6 protein-coding genes are annotated in these 4,702 nt (G+C 72.1%); 2 read left to right on the forward strand and 4 right to left on the reverse strand.

The genetic code is table 11. The features are described from left to right. On the reverse strand, positions 1-505 hold a 505-nt coding region (locus ACJA3G_RS30470), incomplete at its 3' end, for an NAD(P)-dependent oxidoreductase (protein ID WP_406556268.1). A gap of 58 nt (positions 506-563) precedes the next feature. On the opposite strand from ACJA3G_RS30470, the gene ACJA3G_RS30475 reads away from it, so the two are divergent. Continuing rightward, positions 564-1,508, forward strand: a complete 945-nt coding sequence (locus tag ACJA3G_RS30475; RefSeq protein ID WP_406556269.1) for a LysR family transcriptional regulator — start codon at positions 564-566, stop codon at positions 1,506-1,508. Here the strand turns inward: ACJA3G_RS30475 and ACJA3G_RS30480 are convergent. The 3 genes from ACJA3G_RS30480 to ACJA3G_RS30490 all read right to left on the reverse strand — a co-directional run bounded on the left by ACJA3G_RS30480 (position 1,486) and on the right by ACJA3G_RS30490 (position 4,000). Continuing rightward, positions 1,486-2,298 (reverse strand): EI24 domain-containing protein, encoded by an 813-nt coding sequence (locus tag ACJA3G_RS30480; RefSeq protein ID WP_406556270.1) that lies wholly within the window; start codon positions 2,296-2,298, stop codon positions 1,486-1,488. The genes ACJA3G_RS30475 and ACJA3G_RS30480 overlap by 23 nt on opposite strands. A 109-nt stretch (positions 2,299-2,407) precedes the next feature. Beyond that, a complete protein-coding gene (locus ACJA3G_RS30485) occupies positions 2,408-2,833 on the reverse strand; it encodes an organic hydroperoxide resistance protein (RefSeq protein WP_406556271.1) in 426 nt (141 codons plus the stop codon). A gap of 138 nt (positions 2,834-2,971) precedes the next feature. Further along, a complete protein-coding gene (locus tag ACJA3G_RS30490; RefSeq protein ID WP_406556272.1) occupies positions 2,972-4,000 on the reverse strand; it encodes an NADP-dependent oxidoreductase in 1,029 nt (342 codons plus the stop codon). 173 nt (positions 4,001-4,173) lie between these two features. On the opposite strand from ACJA3G_RS30490, the gene ACJA3G_RS30495 reads away from it, so the two are divergent. Beyond that, positions 4,174-4,599 (forward strand): MarR family winged helix-turn-helix transcriptional regulator, encoded by a 426-nt coding sequence (locus ACJA3G_RS30495; protein WP_406556273.1) that lies wholly within the window; start codon positions 4,174-4,176, stop codon positions 4,597-4,599. Positions 4,600-4,702: the final 103 nt, after the last annotated feature.

The raw sequence follows: 4,702 nt of genomic DNA on the forward strand, positions 1-4,702 counted from the left end.
GGACCAGCTTGAGCGCCGCCCCCGTACCGACCTCCCCGCACCGCCGCACCGACCCCAGCTCCGCCAGCACCCCGTCCACCGGCGCCGTCTCGCCGCCCGCGAGGATCAGGAGTTGGCCCTCCGCGGCCCGGTCCACGCTCCCCATCACCGGCGCGTCGACGAGAGCGACCCCGTCGGGGAGCCGGGACGCCAGCTCGTGGACCGTGTCGGGGCCGACCGTCGATGTGTCGATCCACGTCGTCCCCGCCCGCAGCGCCGGGATCATCGCGTCCGCGACGGCCAGCGCCGCCGCCGGGTCCGCGAGCATCGTGATGACCACATCGGCGTCGCGGACCGCCTCGGCGGGGCTCGCGGCGGCCACGGCCCCCTCGGCCGCCAGCGCCTCGGCCTTGCCGGGCGTACGGTTCCAGGCCGTCAGCCCGTACCCCGCCGCGAGCAGCCGCCGCGCCATCGGCATTCCCATGCTGCCCAGCCCCAGGAACGCAATCTTCGTTTGATTCGTCATGGCATGACCGTACGAATTCCTCTACCAATGCCACAAGCGAATGTCTAGCATGCCAGGCATGACCAACCCGCATGGCAGCGCGCAGGCCGCCACCCCCGCCACCCACAGCCTCTACGACGTCTTCCTGCGCGTCGCCGCCGACGGCTCCTTCACCGCCGCCGCCCAGGCCCTCGGCTACACCCAGTCCGCCGTCTCCCGGCAGGTCCAGTCGCTGGAGGACGAGCTGGGGAGCGTGCTCTTCGACCGGCTGGCGCGGGGGGTGCGGCTGACCGAGGCCGGGCGGGTGCTGGTGCCGCACGCCGAGGCCGTACGGGACCGGCTCGCCGCCGCCCGCGCCGAGCTCTCCGCGCTGCGCACCCTCGACGGCGGACTGCTGCGCGTGGGGGCGTTCGCGACCGCCGACGCCGCGCTGCTCCCCCGCGCCCTCGCCGCGTTCCGGCGCCGCCACCCCGGGGTGACGCTCGCCCGTACCGAGGGGCCCTCCGTCAAGCACCTCGCGCTGCTCGCCGCCGGGGAGCTGGACATCGCCGTGGTCAGCTCCACCGCCGGGCGCGCCCTGGACGGCTGTGCGCTGCGGCATCTGCTGGACGAGCCCATGCTGGTGGCGCTGCCGCGGGAGCACCCGATGGCGGGCCGCGAGCGGCTGCGGCTGGCCGAGCTCGCCGACGAAGAGTGGGTCGCGGGCAGCACCCGTCCCGAGGACACGCTGATGCGGCCTGTCCTGGAGGCCGGGTTCCGGCCCCGCACCACCCTCGTCGTACGGGACTGGATCGCCAAGCAGGGCTTCGTCGCGGCCGGGCTCGGCGTGACCCTGCTGCCCGCCCTCGCCGCCGAGTCGGTGCGGGCGGACATCGTGCTCGTACCCCTGCACCCGGACGACGCTCCGCGCCGGGCGGTCTACGCGGCGACCCCGCACGGCCGCGCGGACTCCCCGGCCGTGGCCGCCTTCCTGGCGGAGCTCCGGGAGGCCGCGGGGCGGATCAGCCCGTCGGGCCGCCCGTAGCGGGCTCGGGGCGCGGCTGCGGCTGCGGCTGCGCGTCCTGCTCCGGTGCCGTCTCGCCCCGCAGGTCCCGGACCATCAGGGTCGCCCCCGCCACCGCGCCCGGCATCAGGAACACCGCCACGAACGGCACCAGGAACGCCAGCGTCAGCGGGACGCCGAAGCCGAGCACGAGCAGCCGGCGCGTACGCAGCAGGGCGAGTCGGTCCGCCAGCTCCACTCCCCGGCGCTGGAGCGCCACCGCCGTCAGCTCCTCGGTGAGGAAGAAGCCGGAGACGCAGAAGCCGATCGCGGGCACGACCGTCTGACCGACCACCGGCAGGAAACCGAGGGCGAACAGGACGATCCCGTACAGGGCGACACGCGTCAGGACGCGTACGGAGTCACGCGCGGAGATCCACAGGTCGCGCCAGAGCGGCAGACCGGACTCCGGGGCCTCGCCGCCGCTCTCCGCGCGGTCCACGTCCTCGGACAGCTTCTCGTAGAAGGGCTGGCCGACCAGGAGCGTCACCGCCGTGAAGGTGATGACCGCTAGGAACAGGCCCATCGCGAAGACGAGCACCGTCAGGAAGCCCCGGAACAGGCTCAGCCACGGCGAGGACCAGTCGTCGGCGAACGGGGTCGCCCAGCCGGCGAAGTCGTCCGCCCCGTAGGCGAGCCCGGTCAGCGCCGCCGCGTACAGGACCAGGGTGACCAGGCCGGGCAGCAGTCCGATCCCCAGGGACCGGCCGTGGCCGGTGACCCATCGCTGCCCTTTGACCAGATAACCGAAGCCCGCCCCGAGATCACGCATGGCCGAACTCTATCGGCCGGTATCCACCCCTCCCGTACGCCCGTTCCCCCCGGGTACGGCGAGGGGCCGCACCCCGCCGGGTGCGGCCCCTGCCGAGGAGGTACGGACGTCAGGCGACCGCGAGGTCCACCGTGATGTTGCCGCGCGTGGCCTTCGAGTACGGGCACACCTGGTGCGCCTTCTCCAGGAGGTCGCGGGCGGTGGCCGCGTCCACGTTCGGGATGGCCGCGGAGATCCTGACGATGATGCCGAAGCCCTCGTCGTTCTTGCCGATGCCGACCTCGGCCGTGACGGTCGAGCCGGATATGTCGGCGTTCTCCTGGCGGGCGACCACCCCGAGGGCGCCCTGGAAGCAGGCGCTGTAACCGGCCGCGAAGAGCTGCTCCGGGTTGGTGCCCGCGCCGCTGCCGCCCATCGCCTTCGGCGGGTTGACGACCACGTCGAGCTTGCCGTCGTCGGTGGCGACCCGGCCGTCCCGCCCGTTCTCGGCGGTGGCGACGGCGGTGTACAGAACGTCGGACTGCTGGATGGACATGCTGGGTGCTCCTCCTGGTCGTTCCCGGCCGCTCGCGCCCACGACAGCCAGGATGTGGAAAGACCTTATCGGATGACGGAAGTCATCCGATAAGGTCCTCAGGCGTCTACAGGCGTCGGTCTCAAGGAGTGGCCGGGGTCACTCGCCCAGCGAGACGACCATTTTTCCGGTGTTCTCGCCCCGGAGCATGCCGAGGAAGGCGTCCACGCCGTTCTCGATGCCGCCGACGACCGTCTCGCCGTACTTCAGCTCACCGGAGGCGATCCAGCCGGCCACCTCCTGGACGAACTGCGGCTGGAGCGCCGCGTGGTCGCCGACGAGGATGCCCTGGAGCCGCAGCCGCTTGCCGATGATCATGGCCATGTTGCGCGGGCCCGGGGTCGGCTCGGTGTCGTTGTAGCCGGCGATCATGCCGCAGATGGTGGCGCGGCCGTGCACCTTCAGCGAGGAGATCGCGGCTTCCAGGTGCTCGCCGCCGACGTTGTCGAAGTAGACGTCGATGCCGTCCGGGGCGGCGGCGCGCAGCTGGTCGCGGACCGGGCCGTTCTTGTAGTTGAAGGCGGCGTCGAAGCCCAGCTCCTCCACCAGCCACTTCACCTTCTCGTCGGAGCCGGCCGAGCCGATCACCCGGGAGGCGCCCTTGAGGCGGGCGAGCTGGCCGACCTGGCTGCCGACCGCACCGGCCGCGCCGGAGACGAAGACCGCGTCGCCCTCCTTGAAGGAGGCGACCTCGAACAGGCCCGCGTACGCGGTCAGGCCCGGCATGCCGAGCACGCCGAGGTAGGTCGAGAGCGGCGCCAGCGAGGCGTCCACCTTGGTGGCGTGCTTCGCGTCCACGTCCGCGTACTCGCGCCAGCCCAGCCCGTGCAGCACATGGTCGCCGACGGCGAAGCGCTCGTCGTTGGAGGCCACGACCTCGCCGACCGCGCCGCCGTCCATCGGCTTGTCGAGCTGGAACGGCGGGACGTAGGACTTCACGTCGTTCATCCGGCCGCGCATGTACGGGTCGACGGACATGAAGAGGTTGCGGACCAGGATCCGGCCCTCGGCGGGCGCGGCGACCGGGACCTCACGGAGGGCGAAGTCGGTCGGGACCGGCCAGCCGTGCGGGCGGGCGACGAGGTGCCATTCACGGCCGGTGGCGGGGAGTGCGGACGGTGCGGACATGTGGTGCGTCCTCCTGGGGCGTCAACTTCAGGTACTGGTCGCTCGGGTACCGGTCACCCGGGGTGCCGGGCACTTCGGTACGGCGTGTACTACGGGTACCAATTACTTCAGGTACTGAAACAACCATGCTCCTGAATATTTGAGATTGTCAAGTAACTCGGTACGCTGGTTCCATGGCCACGCGTATGGATGCCCTCACCCTCGAAGTCGTCGAACTCATCGGCTCGGTGGTGGGGCGCTACCACGAGGAGTACGAGCGTGCCGCCGCCGAGCACGCGCTCACCGGCGCGCAGGCGCGGGTGCTCGGGCTGCTCTCGCTGGAGCCGGTGCCGATGCGGCACATCGCGCGGAAGCTGAAGTGCGAGCCGTCGAACGTCACCGGGATCATCGACCGCCTGGAGGCCCGCGGCCTCGTCGAGCGCCGACCCGATCCGGCCGACCGCCGGGTCAAACTGGCCGCCCCCACGGAGGCCGGTCTGCGCACGGCGACGGCCCTGCGCGATTCCCTGGACTTCGCCCGTGAGCCGCTGGCGCAGCTGTCGAAGGACGAGCGGACGGTGCTGCGGGATCTGCTGCGGCGGATGCTGGGAGTGGAGTAGGCGGGCGGGCCGGTCCGGGGCGGCCGGCTTTCCGGGTCCCCGCGTTCGCCCGGGAACGAGCTACAGGCACCACCAAAGGAACCGGTCGCAGGTCTTGGTGGGC

The organism is Streptomyces sp. YS-3, assembly GCF_045257485.1.
In the GTDB taxonomy this organism is placed as follows: domain Bacteria; phylum Actinomycetota; class Actinomycetes; order Streptomycetales; family Streptomycetaceae; genus Streptomyces.

What these genes read in the sequence shown, in the direction of transcription:
- ACJA3G_RS30495 (WP_406556273.1), top strand. Translation starts at nt 4,174, where the DNA reads ATGGCCACGCGTATGGATGCCCTCACCCTCGAAGTCGTCGAACTCATC.
- ACJA3G_RS30475 (WP_406556269.1), top strand. Translation starts at nt 564, where the DNA reads ATGACCAACCCGCATGGCAGCGCGCAGGCCGCCACCCCCGCCACCCAC.
- ACJA3G_RS30490 (WP_406556272.1), bottom strand. Translation starts at nt 4,000, where the DNA reads ATGTCCGCACCGTCCGCACTCCCCGCCACCGGCCGTGAATGGCACCTC.
- ACJA3G_RS30485 (WP_406556271.1), bottom strand. Translation starts at nt 2,833, where the DNA reads ATGTCCATCCAGCAGTCCGACGTTCTGTACACCGCCGTCGCCACCGCC.
- ACJA3G_RS30480 (WP_406556270.1), bottom strand. Translation starts at nt 2,298, where the DNA reads ATGCGTGATCTCGGGGCGGGCTTCGGTTATCTGGTCAAAGGGCAGCGA.